Source organism: Pseudomonas sp. L5B5, from assembly GCF_020520285.1.
GTDB lineage: Bacteria > Pseudomonadota > Gammaproteobacteria > Pseudomonadales > Pseudomonadaceae > Aquipseudomonas.
On sequence record NZ_CP084742.1, the window covers coordinates 4,919,076 to 4,936,719 of the forward strand.

The 17,644-nt window shown below is 56.5% G+C and carries 27 protein-coding genes; 26 read left to right on the forward strand and 1 reads right to left on the reverse strand.

Annotated features, from left to right (window positions below; translation table 11 throughout):
- The 25 genes from rpsS to bfr all read left to right on the forward strand — a co-directional run bounded on the left by rpsS (position 1) and on the right by bfr (position 13,146).
- A complete protein-coding gene (rpsS, locus tag LGQ10_RS22470; protein WP_002555486.1) occupies positions 1-276 on the forward strand; it encodes a 30S ribosomal protein S19 in 276 nt (91 codons plus the stop codon).
- Positions 277-289: 13 nt separating this feature from the next.
- Positions 290-622, forward strand: a complete 333-nt coding sequence (rplV, locus tag LGQ10_RS22475; protein WP_003103908.1) for a 50S ribosomal protein L22 — start codon at positions 290-292, stop codon at positions 620-622.
- Positions 623-635: 13 nt separating this feature from the next.
- Positions 636-1,322 carry a 30S ribosomal protein S3 gene (gene rpsC, locus LGQ10_RS22480; RefSeq protein WP_007924192.1) on the forward strand — a complete coding sequence of 229 codons (687 nt, stop codon included), beginning with the start codon at positions 636-638 and terminating at the stop codon, positions 1,320-1,322.
- A 12-nt stretch (positions 1,323-1,334) separates the two neighbouring features.
- Entirely contained in the window at positions 1,335-1,748 is a 414-nt protein-coding gene (rplP, locus tag LGQ10_RS22485; RefSeq protein ID WP_025215754.1) for a 50S ribosomal protein L16, read from the forward strand.
- Complete coding sequence (rpmC, locus tag LGQ10_RS22490; protein ID WP_002555481.1) at positions 1,748-1,939, forward strand: 50S ribosomal protein L29; 192 nt, start codon at positions 1,748-1,750, stop codon at positions 1,937-1,939. The genes rplP and rpmC overlap by 1 nt, the downstream gene beginning before the upstream one ends.
- Positions 1,940-1,941: 2 nt before the next feature.
- Entirely contained in the window at positions 1,942-2,208 is a 267-nt protein-coding gene (gene rpsQ / locus LGQ10_RS22495) for a 30S ribosomal protein S17 (protein WP_003194644.1), read from the forward strand.
- Positions 2,209-2,231: 23 nt separating this feature from the next.
- Positions 2,232-2,600: a 50S ribosomal protein L14 gene (gene rplN / locus LGQ10_RS22500; RefSeq protein WP_002555479.1), complete on the forward strand. Its 369-nt coding sequence runs from the start codon at positions 2,232-2,234 to the stop codon at positions 2,598-2,600.
- Between the two features lie 11 nt (positions 2,601-2,611).
- A complete protein-coding gene (rplX, locus tag LGQ10_RS22505) occupies positions 2,612-2,926 on the forward strand; it encodes a 50S ribosomal protein L24 (RefSeq protein WP_007896770.1) in 315 nt (104 codons plus the stop codon).
- A 20-nt stretch (positions 2,927-2,946) separates the two neighbouring features.
- A complete protein-coding gene (gene rplE, locus LGQ10_RS22510) occupies positions 2,947-3,486 on the forward strand; it encodes a 50S ribosomal protein L5 (RefSeq protein ID WP_003210069.1) in 540 nt (179 codons plus the stop codon).
- A gap of 13 nt (positions 3,487-3,499) precedes the next feature.
- A complete protein-coding gene (gene rpsN / locus LGQ10_RS22515; protein ID WP_007918460.1) occupies positions 3,500-3,805 on the forward strand; it encodes a 30S ribosomal protein S14 in 306 nt (101 codons plus the stop codon).
- 207 nt (positions 3,806-4,012) lie between these two features.
- Positions 4,013-4,405: a 30S ribosomal protein S8 gene (gene rpsH / locus LGQ10_RS22520; protein ID WP_011063773.1), complete on the forward strand. Its 393-nt coding sequence runs from the start codon at positions 4,013-4,015 to the stop codon at positions 4,403-4,405.
- 12 nt (positions 4,406-4,417) lie between these two features.
- The gene (gene rplF / locus LGQ10_RS22525; RefSeq protein WP_025129400.1) at positions 4,418-4,951 is read left to right on the forward strand and encodes a 50S ribosomal protein L6; all 534 of its coding nucleotides are present in this window, start codon (positions 4,418-4,420) and stop codon (positions 4,949-4,951) included.
- A gap of 10 nt (positions 4,952-4,961) precedes the next feature.
- Positions 4,962-5,312 (forward strand): 50S ribosomal protein L18, encoded by a 351-nt coding sequence (rplR, locus tag LGQ10_RS22530; RefSeq protein ID WP_003186037.1) that lies wholly within the window; start codon positions 4,962-4,964, stop codon positions 5,310-5,312.
- Between the two features lie 3 nt (positions 5,313-5,315).
- The gene (gene rpsE / locus LGQ10_RS22535; protein ID WP_007924184.1) at positions 5,316-5,816 is read left to right on the forward strand and encodes a 30S ribosomal protein S5; all 501 of its coding nucleotides are present in this window, start codon (positions 5,316-5,318) and stop codon (positions 5,814-5,816) included.
- Between the two features lie 2 nt (positions 5,817-5,818).
- On the forward strand, positions 5,819-5,995 hold the full coding sequence (gene rpmD, locus LGQ10_RS22540) for a 50S ribosomal protein L30 (RefSeq protein WP_003176408.1): 177 nt from the start codon (positions 5,819-5,821) through the stop codon (positions 5,993-5,995).
- 3 nt (positions 5,996-5,998) lie between these two features.
- Entirely contained in the window at positions 5,999-6,433 is a 435-nt protein-coding gene (gene rplO, locus LGQ10_RS22545) for a 50S ribosomal protein L15 (RefSeq protein ID WP_007924183.1), read from the forward strand.
- The gene (secY, locus tag LGQ10_RS22550) at positions 6,434-7,762 is read left to right on the forward strand and encodes a preprotein translocase subunit SecY (RefSeq protein WP_022641370.1); all 1,329 of its coding nucleotides are present in this window, start codon (positions 6,434-6,436) and stop codon (positions 7,760-7,762) included.
- A gap of 24 nt (positions 7,763-7,786) precedes the next feature.
- On the forward strand, positions 7,787-7,903 hold the full coding sequence (gene rpmJ / locus LGQ10_RS22555; protein ID WP_002555468.1) for a 50S ribosomal protein L36: 117 nt from the start codon (positions 7,787-7,789) through the stop codon (positions 7,901-7,903).
- A gap of 130 nt (positions 7,904-8,033) precedes the next feature.
- Positions 8,034-8,390, forward strand: a complete 357-nt coding sequence (rpsM, locus tag LGQ10_RS22560) for a 30S ribosomal protein S13 (RefSeq protein ID WP_058438692.1) — start codon at positions 8,034-8,036, stop codon at positions 8,388-8,390.
- A 30-nt stretch (positions 8,391-8,420) separates the two neighbouring features.
- Positions 8,421-8,810 carry a 30S ribosomal protein S11 gene (rpsK, locus tag LGQ10_RS22565; protein WP_007924177.1) on the forward strand — a complete coding sequence of 130 codons (390 nt, stop codon included), beginning with the start codon at positions 8,421-8,423 and terminating at the stop codon, positions 8,808-8,810.
- Positions 8,811-8,828: 18 nt separating this feature from the next.
- On the forward strand, positions 8,829-9,449 hold the full coding sequence (gene rpsD / locus LGQ10_RS22570; protein ID WP_011063772.1) for a 30S ribosomal protein S4: 621 nt from the start codon (positions 8,829-8,831) through the stop codon (positions 9,447-9,449).
- A gap of 22 nt (positions 9,450-9,471) precedes the next feature.
- Entirely contained in the window at positions 9,472-10,473 is a 1,002-nt protein-coding gene (locus tag LGQ10_RS22575; RefSeq protein WP_007970428.1) for a DNA-directed RNA polymerase subunit alpha, read from the forward strand.
- Positions 10,474-10,515: 42 nt separating this feature from the next.
- The gene (gene rplQ / locus LGQ10_RS22580) at positions 10,516-10,902 is read left to right on the forward strand and encodes a 50S ribosomal protein L17 (protein WP_007955635.1); all 387 of its coding nucleotides are present in this window, start codon (positions 10,516-10,518) and stop codon (positions 10,900-10,902) included.
- 175 nt (positions 10,903-11,077) lie between these two features.
- Complete coding sequence (locus tag LGQ10_RS22585; RefSeq protein ID WP_226523237.1) at positions 11,078-12,526, forward strand: catalase; 1,449 nt, start codon at positions 11,078-11,080, stop codon at positions 12,524-12,526.
- A gap of 155 nt (positions 12,527-12,681) precedes the next feature.
- Positions 12,682-13,146: a bacterioferritin gene (gene bfr / locus LGQ10_RS22590; RefSeq protein ID WP_058433462.1), complete on the forward strand. Its 465-nt coding sequence runs from the start codon at positions 12,682-12,684 to the stop codon at positions 13,144-13,146.
- 87 nt (positions 13,147-13,233) lie between these two features.
- Here the strand turns inward: bfr and uvrA are convergent, their stop codons facing one another.
- Positions 13,234-16,068, reverse strand: a complete 2,835-nt coding sequence (gene uvrA, locus LGQ10_RS22595) for an excinuclease ABC subunit UvrA (protein ID WP_226523238.1) — start codon at positions 16,066-16,068, stop codon at positions 13,234-13,236.
- A 176-nt stretch (positions 16,069-16,244) separates the two neighbouring features.
- Between uvrA and LGQ10_RS22600 the strand changes: the two genes are divergently transcribed.
- Positions 16,245-17,639, forward strand: coding sequence for an MFS transporter (locus LGQ10_RS22600; protein ID WP_226523239.1), 1,395 nt, complete (start codon positions 16,245-16,247; stop codon positions 17,637-17,639).
- Positions 17,640-17,644: the final 5 nt, after the last annotated feature.

Here is a 17,644-nt window from a genome sequence, read left to right on the forward strand (position 1 = left end):
GTGCCACGTTCTCTGAAAAAAGGTCCTTTTATTGATCTTCACCTACTGAAGAAGATCGAAGTGGCGGCGGAAAAGAACGATCGCAAACCAGTTAAGACCTGGTCGCGCCGTTCCATGATCCTGCCACAAATGGTCGGTCTGACCATTGCTGTGCATAACGGTCGTCAGCATGTTCCAGTTCTCGTGAACGAAGACATGGTCGGCCACAAACTGGGCGAGTTCGCCGGTACCCGTACATATCGCGGGCACGTGGCTGACAAGAAAGCCAAGCGTTAAGGGGTAAGGAACGATGGAAGTAGCCGCTAAGTTGTCGGGCGCTCGAATCTCCGCCCAGAAAGCCCGCTTGGTCGCCGACCAGATCCGCGGGAAGAAGGTGGGCGAAGCGCTCAACCTGCTGGCTTTCAGCAGTAAGAAAGCCGCCGAGATCATGAAGAAAGTGCTGGAGTCGGCCGTAGCCAACGCCGAGCATAACGAAGGCGCAGACGTTGATGACCTGAAGGTCTCCACCGTTTTCGTCAACGAAGGGCGTTCGCTGAAGCGCATCATGCCACGTGCCAAAGGCCGTGCTGATCGCATCGTCAAGCGGTCTTGCCATATCACTGTCAAGGTTGCTGACAAGTAACGGAGTCGAAGAGATGGGTCAGAAAGTACATCCCATTGGCATTCGCCTGGGAATCGTCAAGGAGCACACCTCCGTCTGGTACGCAGACGGTCGGACTTATGCGGACTATTTGCTCGCAGATCTGAATGTGCGTGAGTATCTCCAAGACAAACTAAAAAGCGCGTCCGTAAGCCGTATCGATATTCATCGTCCGGCTCAAACTGCACGCATCACCATCCACACCGCTCGTCCCGGCATCGTGATCGGCAAGAAAGGTGAAGATGTTGAAAAACTGCGTCAGGACCTGACCAAGCAAATGGGTGTGCCTGTGCACATCAATATCGAAGAGATCCGCAAGCCGGAGCTCGACGGTATGCTGGTTGCGCAGAGCGTAGCTCAGCAGCTGGAGCGTCGTGTTATGTTCCGTCGCGCCATGAAGCGCGCCGTACAGAACGCCATGCGCATTGGTGCCAAAGGCATCAAAATCCAAGTGAGCGGTCGTCTCGGCGGTGCTGAAATCGCACGTACTGAATGGTATCGCGAAGGTCGTGTGCCACTGCACACCCTGCGTGCCGATATCGACTATGCCACCTACGAAGCTCACACCACCTACGGTGTGATCGGTGTGAAGGTTTGGATCTTCAAAGGCGAAGTAATTGGTGGTCGCCAAGAAGAGCTGAAGCCGCAAGCACCTGCGCCTCGTAAAAAAGCTGCTAAGTAAGGGGTACGCCAAATGTTGCAACCAAAGCGTACGAAGTTCCGCAAGCAAATGACCGGCCACAACCGTGGTCTGGCACTGCGCGGTAGCAAAGTCAGCTTCGGCGAGTTCGCGCTGAAGTCTGTAGCTCGTGGTCGTCTCACCGCTCGTCAGATCGAGTCGGCACGTCGTGCCCTGACCCGTCACGTAAAACGTGGCGGCAAGATCTGGATCCGTGTATTCCCGGACAAGCCTATTTCCAAGAAGCCACTCGAAGTTCGGATGGGTAAAGGTAAGGGTAACGTCGAATACTGGGTTGCCCAGATTCAGCCAGGCAAAGTCCTGTATGAAATCGAGGGTGTAACTGAAGAGCTGGCGCGTGAGGCTTTTGCCCTGGCTGCTGCAAAGCTGCCGCTCGCCACCGCCTTTGTTAAACGGACGGTGATGTGATGAAAGCGAATGAACTTCGTGAAAAATCCGCACAGCAGCTGAACGAGCAACTGCTCGGCCTGCTGCGCGACCAGTTCAATCTGCGTATGCAGAAAGCAACTGGCCAGTTGGGGCAGTCTCATCTGCTCTCGCAAGTTAAGCGTGACATCGCTCGCGTGAAGACTGTGCTCAACCAGCAGGCAGGTAAGTAATCATGGCTGAAGCCGAAAAAACTGTCCGTACGCTGACTGGCCGTGTTGTCAGCGACAAGATGGACAAGACCATCACCGTTCTGATCGAGCGTCGCGTTAAGCACCCTATCTACGGTAAATACGTTAAGCGTTCGACTAAGCTGCACGCGCACGACGAAACCAACCAGTGCCACATCGGCGACAAAGTCACTATTCGTGAAACTCGTCCGATGGCCAAGACCAAGTCCTGGGCCCTGGTTGATGTTCTCGAACGCGCTGTGGAAGTCTAAGGGCTAAGGGTCGGAGAAATTATATGATTCAGACTCAATCCATGCTCGATGTGGCCGATAACAGCGGCGCCCGCCGCGTTATGTGCATCAAGGTGCTGGGTGGCTCCCATCGTCGTTACGCTGGTATCGGTGACATCATCAAGGTTACCGTCAAGGAAGCAATTCCTCGCGGTAAGGTCAAGAAAGGCCAAGTGATGACTGCTGTTGTAGTCCGCACTCGCCACGGTGTTCGCCGTGCAGATGGCTCGATCATTCGCTTTGATGGTAACGCTGCTGTTCTTCTGAACAACAAGCAAGAGCCGATCGGCACCCGTATCTTTGGGCCAGTGACCCGTGAACTTCGTACTGAGAAGTTCATGAAGATCGTCTCGCTCGCCCCAGAAGTGCTGTAAGGAGATCCGACATGCAAAAGATTCGTCGTGACGACGAGATCATCGTGATCGCCGGCAAAGACAAAGGTAAGCGCGGTAAGGTGCTTAAGGTTCTGGCTGATGACCGTCTGGTCGTTGGTGGCCTGAATCTGGTCAAGCGTCATACCAAGCCTAACCCGATGTCGGGCGTACAGGGCGGTATCGTCGAGAAAGAAGCGCCACTGCACGCTTCCAACGTCGCCATTTTCAACGGCGAAACCAACAAGGCTGATCGCGTTGGTTTCAAAGTAGAAGACGGCAAAAAAATTCGTGTCTTCAAGTCGACCCAAAAAGCGGTTGATGCTTGAACACTGCTAGGTAGAAGACCATGGCACGACTAAAAGAGATTTACCGGAAGGAAATCGCTCCGAAACTTAAGGAAGAACTTAAGCTTTCGAACGTGATGGAAGTTCCGCGCGTTACCAAAATCACCCTGAACATGGGTCTGGGCGAAGCAATCGGTGACAAGAAAGTCATCGAGCATGCTGTTGCTGACCTGGAAAAGATCACCGGCCAAAAAGTCGTTGTGACCTACGCTCGTAAATCCATCGCTGGCTTCAAAGTCCGCGAAGGATGGCCGATCGGTGTTAAGGTGACTCTGCGCCGTGAGCGTATGTACGAGTTCCTGGATCGTCTGCTGTCGATCTCCCTGCCTCGGGTTCGCGACTTCCGCGGCCTGAATGCCAAGTCCTTCGATGGTCGTGGTAACTACAGCATGGGCGTGAAAGAGCAGATCATTTTCCCGGAAATCGATTACGACAAGATCGATGCTCTCCGCGGTCTGGACATTACCCTGACCACCACTGCCAAGAACGATGATGAAGGCCGCGCTCTGCTGCGTGCTTTCAAATTCCCGTTCCGCAACTGATTGGAGTAGGAAAATGGCCAAGAAGAGCATGAAAAACCGTGAGCTGAAGCGTCAGCTCACTGTTGCCAAGTACGCCACCAAGCGTGCAGCGCTGAAAGCTATCATCGTGGATCTGAACGCAAGTCCAGAAGCTCGTTGGGAAGCTACCGTAGCTCTGCAGAAGCAGCCACGTGACGCAAGCGCCGCGCGCATGCGTAACCGCTGCCGCCTGACTGGTCGTCCGCACGGCGTTTACCGCAAGTTCGGCCTTGGCCGTAACAAGCTGCGTGAAGCTGCTATGCGTGGTGACGTACCAGGTCTGGTTAAAGCCAGCTGGTAATAGCTATCAAAGTCTCGGCGTTCGGGGTCGCAAGATCCCGATCACCGGTGGCCTTGAACATGAATCAAGCCCCTTTTGGGGCTTGATTCATTTCTGGGGTGTGTCTAGAATGACCGGCTCGCCTGAGCCCGTGTTTTTTGCCCGGGTTTTCCAGGCGACAGTTGTGGCCGCAAGGCTAATTCTTTTTGTATCAGGAGCATCTAGCCCATGAGTATGCAGGACCCGTTAGCGGACATGCTAACTCGAATCCGTAATGCCCAGATGGCTGAAAAGTCCGTCGTAAGCATGCCGTCTTCCACGTTGAAGGTGGCTGTAGCAAAAGTCCTGAAGGACGAAGGTTACATCGCGGGTTATCAGATCAGCAGCGAAATCAAACCTCTGCTGTCCATCGAGCTGAAATACTTCGAAGGCCGTCCGGTCATCGAGGAAGTCAAGCGCGTTAGCCGTCCAGGCCTGCGTCAGTACAAGTCCGTTGAAGAACTGCCGAAAGTACGTGGCGGTCTTGGCGTGTCTATCGTCTCCACCAACAAAGGTGTGATGACTGATCGTGCTGCGCGCGCTGCCGGTGTCGGCGGCGAAGTTCTTTGCACTGTGTTCTAAGGGGGGATAAGCATGTCTCGCGTCGCTAAGAACCCCGTTAAGCTGCCAGCTGGTGTCGAAGTTAAGTTCGCCGGCCAACAGCTTTCGGTGAAGGGTGCCAAGGGCACTCTCGAACTGAACGTACACTCGTCCGTTGAAATCGTTGAGGAAGCTGGTGAGCTGCGTTTTGCTGCTCGCAACGGCGACCAACAAACTCGTGCAATGGCCGGTACCACTCGTGCTCTGGTAAACAACATGGTCCAAGGCGTAAGCCAAGGCTTCGAGCGTAAGCTCCAGCTGGTCGGTGTTGGTTACAAGGCACAAGCAAAAGGCACAGTGCTGAACCTGGCTCTCGGCTTCTCGCATCCAGTGGATTACGAACTGCCGGAAGGCATTACCGCTGAGACTCCTAGCCAGACCGATATCCTGATCAAGGGCATCGATAAGCAGCTGGTAGGTCAAGTGGCCGCTGAGATCCGCGACTTCCGTCCACCAGAGCCTTACAAAGGCAAAGGTGTGCGCTACGCGGACGAAGTCGTCCGTCGTAAAGAAGCCAAGAAGAAGTAGGGCATAGCAAATGACCGACAAAAAAGTTACTCGACTGCGTCGCGCTCGCAAAGCACGCCTGAAAATGCACGAACTCGAAGTCGTGCGTCTCTGCGTGTTCCGCTCTTCGCAGCACATCTACGCCCAGGTCATTTCGGCCGACGGCAACAAAGTCCTGGCAAGTGCCTCGACTTTGGATAAAGAACTGCGTGATGGCGCCACTGGCAACATCGACGCGGCCACTAAGGTTGGCCAGCTGGTCGCTACGCGTGCGAAAGCCGCTGGCGTCTCGCAGGTGGCTTTCGACCGCTCTGGCTTCAAGTACCACGGCCGCGTCAAGGCGCTGGCTGATGCTGCTCGTGAAGCTGGGCTGGAGTTCTAAGTTATGTCAAATAACGACCAAAAGCGCGACGAAGGCTACATTGAGAAGCTGGTTCAAGTTAACCGCGTAGCCAAAACCGTAAAAGGCGGCCGTATCTTCACTTTCACCGCGTTGACCGTGGTTGGTGATGGTAAGGGGCGTGTTGGCTTCGGCCGTGGCAAGTCGCGTGAAGTGCCTGCTGCGATCCAGAAGGCAATGGAAGCTGCTCGCCGCAACATGATCCAAGTTGATCTGAACGGTACTACTCTGCAGTACGCAATGAAGTCCGCTCACGGTGCTTCCAAGGTGTACATGCAGCCTGCCTCTGAAGGTACCGGTATCATCGCTGGCGGCGCTATGCGTGCTGTCCTCGAAGTTGCTGGCGTTCAGAACGTTCTGGCCAAGTGCTACGGCTCGACTAACCCAGTAAACGTGGTTCACGCCACTTTCAAGGGTTTGAAAGCAATGCAGTCCCCTGAATCCATTGCCGCCAAGCGTGGCAAAAGCGTCCAGGAGATTATCTGATCATGGCTACCGTAAAAGTAACGCTGATCAAAAGCATGACCGGCCGTATCCCTAACCACAAACTGTGCGTTAAGGGTCTGGGTCTGCGTCGCATCGGTCACACTGTAGAAGTCCAGGATACTCCCGAGAATCGCGGGATGATCAACAAGGCTTACTACATGCTGCGTGTCGAGGGTTAATCGATGAAACTCAATGATCTGAGTCCAGCGCCGGGTTCCCGTCGCGAAAAGCATCGTCCGGGCCGTGGTATCGGTAGTGGTTTGGGTAAGACTGGTGGCCGTGGTCACAAAGGTCAGACTTCCCGCTCCGGTGGCACCATCGCTCCAGGCTTTGAAGGCGGCCAACAGCCGCTGCATCGTCGCCTGCCAAAGTTCGGTTTCGTTTCCCTGAAAGCCATGGATCGCGCAGAAGTGCGTCTGTCCGAGTTGGCTAAAGTGGAAGGCGATATCGTCACCGTGCAGTCCCTGAAAGATGCCAACGTGATTAACCAGAACGTTCAGCGTGTGAAAATCATGCTGTCCGGTGAAGTTACTCGCGCTGTGACCATCAAGGGTATCGCCGCCACCAAAGGTGCGCGTGCGGCTATCGAAGCAGCTGGCGGCAAGTTCGAGGAATAAATGGCTAAGCAAGGTGCTCTCTCTGCGCTCGGCAAAGGCGGTATGTCTGAACTCTGGGCTCGTCTGCGTTTTCTGTTCATGGCGATTATCGTCTATCGGATAGGTGCGCACATCCCGGTTCCAGGTATCAACCCTGATCGACTCGCAGACCTGTTTCGACAGAATGAGGGGACCATTCTTAGCTTGTTCAACATGTTTTCCGGCGGTGCACTGGAGCGCATGAGTATTTTTGCATTGGGGATCATGCCGTACATTTCGGCGTCGATCATCATGCAGCTCATGACCGCTGTCAGTCCGCAGTTGGAGCAGTTGAAGAAGGAAGGTGAAGCTGGCCGTCGCAAGATCAGCCAGTACACCCGCTACGGCACTGTCGTCCTAGCTCTGGTTCAGGCCATCGGCATGTCCGTTGGTCTGGCTGGACAGGGCGTTGCGTTCACTGGTGACTTTGGCTTCCATTTCGTCGCGGTATCCACGTTTGTGGCTGGCGCGATGTTCATGATGTGGCTGGGTGAGCAGATTACTGAGCGTGGTGTTGGCAACGGTATCTCGATGTTGATCTTCGCAGGTATCGTCGCCGGTCTTCCGAGAGCGATTGGGCAGTCCTTCGAGTCTGCACGTCAGGGTGATATCAACATCTTCGCCCTGGTTGCGATCGGTTTGCTGGCGGTAGCGATCATCGGTTTTGTGGTGTTCATTGAGCGTGGCCAGCGTCGTATTGCTGTTCACTACGCCAAGCGTCAGCAAGGCCGCAAGGTCTTTGCTGCTCAGACCAGCCACTTGCCGCTGAAAGTGAATATGGCCGGTGTTATTCCAGCTATCTTCGCGAGCAGCATTTTGCTGTTTCCGGCTTCGTTGGGTGCCTGGTTCGGTCAGTCTGAAGGTATGGGCTGGTTGCAGGACATCTCGCAGTCGATCGCTCCTGGTCAGCCGTTGAATATTCTGCTGTTTAGTGCAGGGATTATTTTCTTCTGCTTCTTCTATACGGCGTTGATGTTCAATCCGAAAGACGTAGCGGAAAACCTGAAGAAGTCCGGTGCCTTTATTCCGGGCATCCGTCCAGGCGAGCAGTCGGCACGCTACATTGATGGTGTTCTGACCCGCTTGACCATGTTCGGTGCTCTATATATGACGGCCGTCTGCCTGTTGCCACAGTTCTTGGTGGTTGCTGCAAACGTTCCGTTCTACCTTGGCGGGACCTCGTTGCTGATCGTGGTTGTGGTTGTTATGGACTTTATGTCGCAAGTACAATCGCATCTCGTTTCCCACCAGTACGAATCCCTGATGAAGAAAGCCAACCTGAAGGGTTACGGCAGCGGCATGCTGCGCTAATCCATAAGGTTCGAGGAGTTGGTGATGAAAGTTCGTGCATCGGTGAAAAAGCTGTGCCGCAACTGCAAGATTATTCGCCGCGAAGGTGTTGTTCGAGTAATTTGCAGCGCGGAACCACGTCACAAGCAGCGCCAAGGCTGAGTGTGATTGTGCTTCAAGCCCGGCAGCTAGTGCGCTGCCGGGTTGATTATTTGTTATTACAGCGATATTATCTCGCGCCCTATTTCTTGGCTTCCGGGGCGTAGGTAGCTGTCAATTGGAGTCCCACTGAATGGCCCGTATTGCAGGCGTTAACATTCCAGATAACAAGCATACTGTTATCTCGCTGACCTACATCTATGGTGTCGGTCGCACTACTGCACATAAAATCTGTGCAGAGACTGGGGTCAACCCAGCTGCGAAGATCAAGGATCTGAGCGACGAGCAAATTGAACAGCTGCGTGGCGAAGTGGCGAAGTTCACCACTGAAGGTGACCTGCGTCGCGAAAACAACATGAAAATCAAACGCTTGATGGATCTGGGCTGCTACCGCGGTCTGCGCCATCGTCGTGGTCTGCCAGTACGCGGTCAGCGTACCAAGACCAACGCGCGTACTCGCAAAGGTCCGCGTAAGCCGATCCGCAAGTAATCGCACCAGCGAATCGACAGGAATTTAGTCATGGCAAAACCTGCTGCTCGTCCTCGTAAGAAAATCAAAAAGACAGTGGTTGATGGCATCGCCCACATCCACGCGTCTTTCAACAACACCATCGTGACCATCACCGACCGTCAAGGCAACGCTCTTTCTTGGGCTACCTCCGGTGGTTCGGGTTTCCGCGGTTCTCGCAAGTCCACTCCGTTTGCTGCTCAAGTAGCTGCTGAACGTGCTGGCCAAGCTGCGCTGGAATATGGCCTGAAGAACCTCGACGTTAACGTCAAGGGTCCAGGTCCAGGTCGTGAATCCGCAGTCCGCGCTCTCAACGGCTGTGGCTACAAGATCGCCAGCATCACCGACGTGACGCCAATCCCGCACAACGGGTGCCGTCCGCCGAAGAAGCGCCGCGTGTAATCCAGGAGATTGTAAAGAATGGCTCGTTACATTGGTCCAAAATGCAAACTGGCTCGTCGCGAGGGCACCGATCTCTTCCTGAAGAGCGGCGTGCGCGCTATCGAATCCAAGTGCAACATCGAAGCAGCTCCTGGCATCCATGGCCAGCGTCGTGGTCGTCAATCCGACTACGGTACCCAGCTGCGTGAAAAGCAAAAAGTTCGTCGTATCTACGGCGTTCTCGAGCGTCAATTCAGCGGTTACTACAAGCAAGCAGCCGGCAAGAAGGGCGCAACCGGTGAGAACCTGTTGCAGCTGCTGGAATGCCGTCTGGACAACGTTGTATACCGCATGGGCTTCGGTTCCACTCGTGCCGAATCCCGTCAGCTGGTATCGCACAAGTCGATCAGCGTAAACGGTCAGACCGTTAACGTTCCGTCCTACCAGGTTCGTGCTGGTGACGTGGTCGCTGTCCGCGAGAAAGCAAAAAATCAACTTCGCATTGTCCAAGCTCTCGATCTGTGTGCCCAACGTGGCCGCGTAGAATGGGTAGAAGTAGACACTGAGAAGAAGTCGGGCGTTTTCAAGAACGTTCCAGCTCGCAGTGATCTGTCCGCCGACATCAACGAAAGCCTGATTGTCGAGCTCTACTCCAAGTAAGGGCTAGAAAATAGGTGCATCCATGCAGATTTCGGTAAATGAGTTCCTGACACCCCGCCATATTGATGTGCAGGTTGTCAGTCCAACCCGCGCCAAGATCACTCTCGAGCCTCTCGAGCGTGGTTTTGGCCACACCCTGGGCAACGCGCTGCGCCGCATCCTGTTGTCCTCAATGCCCGGCTGTGCAGTAGTCGAGGCCGAGATTGACGGTGTGCTCCACGAGTACAGCGCCATCGAAGGTGTACAGGAAGACGTAATTGAAATCCTGTTGAACCTTAAAGGTCTGGCTATCAAGCTGCACGGCCGTGACGAAGTTACGCTGACCTTGTCGAAGAAGGGTTCGGGGGTGGTTACCGCTGCCGATATTCAGCTGGATCATGATGTCGAGATCGTTAACCCCGATCACGTAATCGCTAACCTGGCGTCTAACGGCGCTCTGAACATGAAGCTCGTCGTAGCTCGTGGTCGTGGTTATGAACCGGCCGACTCGCGTCAAAGCGATGAAGATGAAAGCCGCAGCATTGGTCGCTTGCAGCTCGACTCTTCGTTCAGCCCGGTTCGCCGTATCGCCTACGTGGTGGAAAACGCCCGTGTCGAGCAGCGTACCAACCTGGACAAGCTGGTTATTGATCTGGAAACCAACGGTACTCTGGATCCTGAAGAGGCTATCCGTCGTGCTGCAACCATCCTGCAACAGCAGTTGGCTGCGTTCGTCGACCTCAAGGGTGATAGTGAGCCAGTGGTAGTCGAGCAGGAAGACGAGATCGATCCGATCCTGCTTCGCCCGGTTGACGATCTGGAACTGACTGTACGTTCGGCTAACTGCCTTAAGGCGGAAAACATTTACTACATCGGCGACCTGATTCAGCGTACCGAAGTAGAACTGTTGAAGACTCCGAACCTGGGCAAGAAATCCCTGACCGAAATCAAGGATGTTCTGGCCTCCCGCGGTCTGTCCCTCGGCATGCGCCTCGATAACTGGCCGCCTGCAAGTCTTAAGAAGGACGACAAGGCGACTGCCTGATCGTCGTAATCACCGAACGTTGTGTTTGGTAAGGAATGAACCATGCGTCATCGTAAAAGTGGGCGTCACCTGAGCCGCACCAGCTCGCACCGCAAGGCCATGTTCCAAAACATGGCGGTGTCGTTGTTCGAGCACGAGCTGATCAAAACCACCCTGCCGAAAGCTAAAGAACTGCGCCGCGTTGCCGAGCCGCTGATCACTTTGGCCAAGACAGACAGCGTAGCTAACCGTCGTCTGGCTTTCGACCGTACTCGTTCGAAAGCTATCGTTGGTAAGCTCTTCAACGACCTGGGCAAGCGTTACGCTACCCGTGAGGGTGGCTACCTGCGCATCCTCAAGTGCGGTTTCCGCGCTGGTGACAACGCTCCTATGGCGTACGTTGAACTGGTTGATCGTGCTGTTGGCGGCGAAGCAGTATCCGCTGAGTAAGACATCAGTCTGAAACAGGAAACCGGGCCTAGTGCCCGGTTTTTTGTGCGTGTTTTAATTATTAATTTCTATCGTTTCACGAAATCTAATGCATTGGATGTTGTAACATCCATGGTCAATACTCTGTGTCAGCCGATTAGCCGGCAGTTTCCAGACTGACAGAGGAATATTGAGCATGAGCCAAACCAAAATTCTTACTACCGCAAGTGGCGCTCCTGTCGCGGATAACCAGAACTCCCGTTCAGCCGGCCCTCGAGGCCCATTGCTTCTCGATGATTTTCACTTGATCGAAAAGCTCGCCCATTTCAATCGCGAAAACATCCCTGAGCGACGTGTACATGCCAAGGGCTCAGGTGCCTACGGTACTTTCACGGTATCTCGCGATATCACCCAATACACCAGTGCCAAGTTGTTCGAATCGGTAGGCAAGAAGACTCCGACGTTCTTGCGCTTTTCCACGGTGGGTGGCGAGCGTGGATCGGCGGACACTGAGCGCGATCCTCGTGGGTTTGCTCTCAAGTTCTATACCGAGGAAGGCAACTGGGACATCGTCGGCAACAATACCCCGGTGTTCTTCATACGCGATCCTCTGAAGTTTCCCGACTTTATCCACACCCAGAAGCGTCTGCCTCAGAGCAATCTGAAAAGTGCCCAGGCAATGTGGGACTTCTGGTCGCATTCGCCCGAGGCTCTACATCAAGTCACGATCCTGTTCTCTGATCGCGGTATTCCCGACGGTTACCGCCACATGCACGGTTTTGGCAGCCATACCTACAGCCTGATCAACGCTAACGGCGAGCGGCACTGGGTCAAGTGGCACTACAAGACCAAGCAAGGGATCAAGAACCTGGCTCCGGCAGAGGCTGCTCGCTTGGCTGGCACCGATCCGGACTACGCCCAGCGCGACCTGTTCAATGCCATCGAGCGTGGCAACTTCCCGAAATGGAGCGTTTGCATCCAGATCATGACCGAGGCCCAGGCTGCAGCACACTACGAGAATCCCTTCGATGTGACCAAGACCTGGTCGCAGAAGGAGTTCCCACTGATCGAGGTTGGAGAGCTGGAGTTGAACCGTAATCCGCTGAACTACTTTGCCGAGGTCGAGCAGGCTGCGTTTGGCCCAAGCAACATGGTTCCGGGCGTTGGCCTGTCGCCAGATCGCATGTTGCAGGGCCGGGTCTTTGCCTACGCCGATGCACATCGCTATCGCGTTGGTACCAATCACCAGCAACTGCCGGTGAATGCGCCGCTGAGCCCGGTCAATAGCTACCAGCGCGATGGAGCGATGGCGTTTGGCACTAATGGTGGCACAGCGCCGAACTACGAGCCCAACAGCTATAGCGACGCGCCGAAACAAGCCCCACGTTATGCAGAGCCAGCCCTGGCTTTGAATGGCGCAGCCGATCGCTACGATCATCGCGAGGACACGGACTACTACAGCCATGCAGGCGCTCTGTTCCGTCTGATGGATGACGGGCAGAAGGCTCTGTTGATCAACAACATCTCTGGCGCCATGGCCGGTGTTACAGCCGATGTAGTACGGCGTCAGTTGCAACATTTCTTCAAGGCTGATCCGGCCTATGGAGAAGGTATTGCCAAAGCCTTGGGTGTATCGCTCAAGTAAGTCTAAATAAGAAGCAGAACCGCCCTCATTTGGGCGGTTTTTGCGTTATTTATCCTGTTTTTCTCGGGAAATCATTACTTTTTCAGCTGTTTTTGAGTGACCTGCGAGTCAGCTTGGTTCAAACTATCCACTTTCAAGCAGGGAGATATAGGGCGATGCAAGGTCATCCCGACGTAATCGATTACCTCAACACGTTGCTGACGGGAGAACTGGCAGCACGCGACCAATATTTCATTCATTCGCGGATGTACGAAGACTGGGGCTTCACCAAGCTCTATGAGCGCATCAACCACGAGATGGAGGAAGAGGCACAACACGCTGACGCCTTGATCCGACGCATCCTGATGCTTGAAGGCACGCCGCGCATGCGTCCTGATGATCTCGACACCGGCACGACGGTTCCGGACATGCTGGCCAGCGACCTGCGCCTGGAATACAAGGTGCGCGCCGCGCTGTGCAAGGGCATCGAATTGTGCGAGCTGCACAAGGACTACATCAGTCGTGACATCCTGAGGGTCCAGTTGGCGGACACCGAGGAAGATCACACCTACTGGCTGGAGAAACAGCTGGGTTTGATCAAGGCCATCGGGCTGGAGAACTACCTGCAATCGCAGTTCTGATCACAGGCCGTGCTGGCGAACCCCCCAGCCGATGCACGAAATGAAAGCCCCCAGCACCATAAGGTGACGGGGGCTTTTTCATGGCCTTCAGGCGCGGTCGCGGGTCAGCAATGGCTTGAGATAGTGTCCAGTGTGGGATTGAGGCATTTCCACCACTTGCTCCGGAGTACCTACCGCAATGATCTGGCCGCCCTTGGAGCCGCCTTCCGGCCCCAGGTCCACCAGCCAGTCGGCTGTCTTGATCACATCCAGGTTGTGTTCGATCACCACCACGGTATTGCCGTGGTCGCGCAGGCGGTGCAGAACGTCCAGTAGTTGCTGGATATCCGCGAAGTGCAGGCCGGTGGTAGGTTCATCGAGGATGTACAAGGTCTTGCCGGTATCGCGCTTGGACAGCTCGCGGGATAGCTTGACCCGCTGGGCCTCACCACCGGACAAGGTGGTAGCTGACTGTCCGAGCTTGATATAGGACAGGCCCACATCCATCAGCGTTTGCAGTTTGCGCGCCAGGGCCGGCACTGGGTCGAAGAACTCACGGGCTTCCTCGATGGTCATTTCCAGCACCTCGTGGATGCTCTTGCCCTTGTACTTGATCTCCAGGGTCTCGCGATTGTAACGCTTGCTCTTGCACACATCGCAGGGCACGTAGATGTCCGGCAGGAAGTGCATTTCCACCTTGATCAGGCCATCACCCTGGCAGGCTTCGCAACGACCGCCCTTGACGTTGAAGGAGAAGCGTCCGGGGCCATAACCACGGGAGCGGGACTCCGGTACTCCGGCGAACAGTTCGCGGATCGGCGTGAACAGCCCGGTGTAGGTTGCCGGGTTGGAGCGGGGCGTACGGCCGATCGGGCTCTGGTCGATGTCCACCACCTTGTCCAGGTGCTGCAGACCATTGATGCTGTCGTGCGCAGCAGCCTCCAGGGTGGTGGCGCCGTTCAGCGCGGTGGCGCTCAACGGGAACAGGGTGTTGTTGATCAGCGTCGACTTGCCTGAACCGGATACTCCGGTGACACAGGTCAGCAGGCCGATGGGGATCTCCAGGTCGACATTGCGCAGGTTGTTGCCACGAGCGCCCTTGAGGCTGAGGGTGAGCTTCTTGTTGCGCGGCGTACGTTTGGGCGGCACCACGATCTTCACCCGGCCCGAGAGGTATTTGCCGGTCAGGGAGTCCGGGTGGGCCATGACTTCCTCAGCGGTGCCTTCGGCGACGATCTGCCCACCATGCACACCGGCGCCGGGGCCGATGTCCACCACGTAGTCGGCCAGGCGAATGGCGTCTTCATCGTGTTCAACCACGATCACCGTGTTGCCGATATCCCGTAGGTGCTTCAGGGTTCCCAGCAGGCGGTCGTTGTCCCGTTGGTGCAGGCCGATGGACGGCTCATCGAGGATATACATCACCCCCACGAGGCCGGCGCCGATCTGGCTGGCCAGGCGGATACGCTGGGCTTCGCCACCGGACAGGGTGTCCGCGCTGCGGTCCAGGGTCAGGTAGTCGAGCCCCACGTTGACCAGGAACTGCAGGCGCTCGCGGATTTCCTTGAGGATCTTGTCGGCAATCTCGCCGCGGCGTCCTGTCAGCTTGAGGGTGCCGAAGTAATCGGTAGCATCGCCGATAGGCAGGCTGGTGACTGCCGGCAGGGTCTTTTCACCGACCCAGACGTGTCGCGACTCACGCCGCAGCCGAGTACCGCGGCAATCCGGGCAGGGCTGGGTGCTGAGGAACTTGGCCAGCTCCTCGCGTACTGTGGCCGATTCGGTTTCCCGGTAGCGGCGCTCCAGGTTCGGCACGATGCCCTCGAAGGGGTGGGAGCGCTTGACGATATCACCCCGGTCGTTGAGGTACTTGAAGTCGACGTTCTGCGTGCCGCTGCCGTTGAGAATGACTTTCTGCTGATCGGCTGCCAGCTGATTGAACGGCACTTCCAGGCTGAAGCCATAATGAGCGGCCAGAGAACCGAGCATCTGGAAGTAATAGACGTTGCGCCTGTCCCAGCCGCGGATCGCTCCTTCGGCCAGGGTCAACTCACCATTGACCAGGCGCTTGATGTCGAAGAACTGCTTGACCCCCAGGCCGTCGCAGGTGGGGCAGGCACCGGCGGGATTGTTGAAGGAGAACAGCTTGGGTTCCAGCTCGCTGATGGCATGACCGCAGATGGGGCAGGCGAAGCGGGCGGAGAAGATCATGTCCTCGCCAGGCTCGTCGTCCATCGGCGCCACCAGGGCGATGCCGTCGGCGAGCTTCAGCGCGGTCTCGAAGGACTCGGCCAGGCGTTGCTGCAGGTCGGCCCGTACCTTGAAGCGGTCGACCACCACATCGATCGTATGCTTCTTCTGTTTATCCAGTTTCGGCAGCTCGTCCAGTTCGTACAGCTTGCCGTTGACTCGGGCGCGGACGAAACCCTGGGCTCGCAGCTCTTCGAAGACCGAGAGGTGTTCACCCTTGCGCTCGCGGATCACCGGGGCCAGCAGCATCAGCTTGCTGCCTTCAGGCTGGGCCAGCACCAGGTCGACCATCTGGCTGACGGTCTGGGCCTCCAGGGGGATGTCGTGGTCCGGGCAGCGTGGCGTACCGACGCGGGCATAGAGCAAGCGTAGGTAGTCGTAGATCTCGGTGATGGTGCCGACGGTGGAGCGCGGGTTGTGGGAGGTGGATTTCTGTTCGATGGAAATCGCCGGAGACAGCCCCTCGATGGTGTCGACATCGGGCTTTTCCATCATCGACAGGAACTGCCGGGCATAGGCTGACAACGACTCGACATAGCGGCGTTGGCCCTCGGCATACAAGGTGTCGAAAGCCAGGGAAGACTTGCCGGACCCAGACAGCCCGGTGATGACGATCAACTTGTCCCGGGGCAGGGTCAGGTCGATGTTCTTCAGGTTGTGGGTGCGGGCCCCACGAATCAGAATCTTGTCCAAAAGAGGCCTCGATCGGCGGGCGTAAAGGCAGGAGTATAAAACTAAACACTGGATGGATGCACACTATCGACAGCGCTTTTTCGATTGCCGGAAGGGCAGCGCGGCAAAGCGTCGCCATGTATCCCCTCAATCGATCGGACTGGTAGAATCGCCGCCGGTTCATACGAGGTTATTCCATGCACGATCCCAACAGCGAACGCATGAGTGGTGGCGAGACCCGCGCGGCAAGCGGTCTGGCCCTGGTGTTCGCGTTCCGTATGCTTGGCATGTTCATGGTGCTGCCGGTCCTGGCGACCTATGGTATGGACCTGGCTGGCGCCACCCCGGCCCTGATCGGGCTGGCGATCGGCGCATACGGCCTGACCCAGGCGTTGTTCCAGATTCCCTTCGGGATCATCTCCGACCGTATCGGTCGTCGTCCGGTGATCTACCTGGGACTGATCGTATTCGCTCTGGGCAGCGTACTGGCAGCCAACGCCGATTCGATCTGGGGCGTGATCGCCGGACGTATCCTGCAGGGCGCAGGGGCAATTTCCGCCGCGGTGATGGCGCTGTTGTCCGACTTGACCCGCGAGCAGCATCGAACCAAGGCCATGGCCATGATCGGCATGACCATCGGCCTGTCCTTCGCCGTGGCCATGGTGGTCGGCCCGCTGCTGACCCGCAGTTTCGGCCTCTCGGGGCTGTTCCTGGCCACCGGGGCCATGGCCCTGGTAGGTATCCTGATCATCGCTTTCATGGTGCCGCGCTCAACCGGGCCGTTGCAGCACCGGGAATCAGGAGTGGCCCGCCAGGCGCTGATCCCGACCCTCAAGCACCCCGATCTGCTGCGCCTGGACCTTGGTATCTTCGTGTTGCACGCGATGCTGATGTCGAGCTTCGTTGCCTTGCCCCTGGCGCTGGTGGAAAAAGCCGGCCTGCCCAAGGAGCAGCACTGGTGGGTCTACCTCACAGCGCTGCTGATTTCCTTCTTCGCCATGATCCCGTTCATCATCTACGGCGAGAAAAAACGCAAAATGAAACGAGTTCTGCTGGGCGCGGTCAGTACGCTGCTGCTCACCGAGCTATTCTTCTGGCAGTTCGGCGACAGCTTGCGGGCGCTGGTGATTGGCACCGTGGTGTTCTTCACCGCGTTCAACCTGCTGGAAGCCTCCCTGCCGTCGCTGATCAGCAAGGTTTCGCCGGCAGGCGGCAAGGGCACGGCAATGGGAGTGTATTCCACCAGCCAGTTCCTCGGTTCGGCACTGGGTGGCATCCTCGGCGGCTGGTTGTTCCAGCATGGCGGTTTGTCGGTTGTGTTCCTCGGATGCGCAGTCCTGGCTGCACTCTGGCTGGCCTTTGCTGTTACCATGCGCGAGCCCCCGTATGTGACGAGCCTGCGCTTGCCGTTATCGCCTGAAGCGATCCGCGAAGCCGGCCTGGTCGAGCGCCTGAAGGCTGTCGTTGGGGTAACAGATGCCGTGGTGGTGGCCGAGGAGGCCGCCATTTACATCAAATTGGACACCGAATTATTGGATCGCACGACCCTCGAGCAGCTGGTCAATCCAGCGCCGTCGGCGAGCGAAGCCTAGGAGAA